Annotated in this window: 1 protein-coding gene; it reads right to left on the bottom strand. The window is 64.0% G+C overall.

The annotated features are described in order from the left end of the window. The coding region (locus Q4E95_RS13800) for a glycoside hydrolase family 3 C-terminal domain-containing protein (RefSeq protein WP_303383841.1) at positions 1 to 1,527 on the bottom strand (1,527 nt) is incomplete at both ends.

The following is a 1,527-nucleotide window of genomic DNA, read 5'->3' as shown; positions in this document are numbered from 1 at the left end:
TTCCCGCGACGCACCGCGATGGTGTCGGTGCCATCACCGTCCCAGTCACCGGAGAAGAAGTCGTCACCCTCTCCCGTGTTGGGCATGTGCACCGAGTTGGTCGCCTGGTTACTCCACTCATCGTTGTAGAAGACCATGTGACCCTGCGGGTCAGGATCCGGGGTCGGTTCCGGGTCCTCGCCGTCGCCCAAGCCGGTGGACGTGACGCCGGTCAGCACTCCGGCGGACATGGTCAGAGTTCCGATTTGCTGGGTGTTTGCCGAGGAGGTCCCCAGGTGAATGCCGATGGTGCCATCGGGGTTGACCCACTGGTCGCCATCGACATCGAAGATTCCCACCGGGTGGTTCGAGGCCTGCGGATCGATCGGAATCGAGACCGTGGCGGATTCCCCGGGCTGCAAGAACGGCTTGTCGAAGCCCACCAGGCGCAGCGGCGGCTCACCGAAAGAGTCGGGGAAGCTCAGATACACCTGGGGAACCTCCGCACCAGCGCGGTCGCCCGTGTTGGTGACAGTGACGTCCACGGTGGCCACGCCACTGGCTGCGGTGACCTGAGCGGCGGACATCTCGAAGTCGGTGTAGCTCAAGCCGAAACCGAAGGGGAAGGACGATTCCACATCATTGGCCTGGTACCAGCGGTAGCCCTGCTCGAGACCGGTGGTGTAGTAGGAGGTGAGCTGCCCGTCCTCCCAGACCCCGGGCCAGTTCCGCTCTTCAGCCCACTGGGCTTCACGCTCCTGGGTGGCCCACGTGATGGGCATCTTGCCGCCGGGGTTCACCTCACCGGTCAGCACGCGGGCAACCGCCAGGCCGTCCTGCTGGCCGGGGTACCACGCCTGCACCATGGCTTCGACGTCATCTTCGAAGCTGTCGGTGAGGACCGAATTCGCTGTCTTCAGCAGGACGATGACGTTGTCGTTGACCTCGGCCATCGCTTCGACGAGGGCAAGCTGATCGGTGACCGAGCCGTCATTGTTCTCGGCCGGCTCGAGGGAGAGCGTGTCGCGGTCATAGAACTCCGAGGAGAACTCGGTGACCACCACGATGACCGCATCCATGCCGGCCGCGAGCTCGCGCGCCGCAGCGAGATCCGCACCATTGTTCTCGTGCAGGAAGGCGGTGTACCCCTGGTCAGCGAGAGCCTCGCGCAAGGCGAGGATCGGACGCTCCTGGGTGCGGGGGGTGATCGTGGAGTTGGGGCCGTTGTTCCCGATCTTCGGTTCCTTGACCACGGAGTCCGGACCGATCATGAGCATGTCACCCATCGTGGCGAGCTTGTCGCCATCCAGGGGCAGCAGGTCGTTCTCGTTCTTCATCAGCACCACGCCCTGCTCGGCGATGGAGGTGGCGGTGGCGTTGTGTGCCTCGTAGTCGATGGGCAGTAGCTGATCCCAGTTGTGTTCGAACTGGCCCAGGCGGAACATCGGGGTATAACGCTGCACCAGGCGGGTGTCGATGGTCTCCCAGGTGATGTCACCGGCATCGAGGGCTGCGTTGAGGTTGGGGGTGCTGAAATACAGGGGGTTG

Origin of the sequence: Kocuria sp., from assembly GCF_030536815.1 — a bacterium.
Classification (GTDB): domain Bacteria; phylum Actinomycetota; class Actinomycetes; order Actinomycetales; family Micrococcaceae; genus Kocuria; species Kocuria gwangalliensis.
The sequence above is the reverse complement of the archived record's forward strand: the minus strand, read 5'-3'. Positions and strand labels throughout refer to the sequence as shown.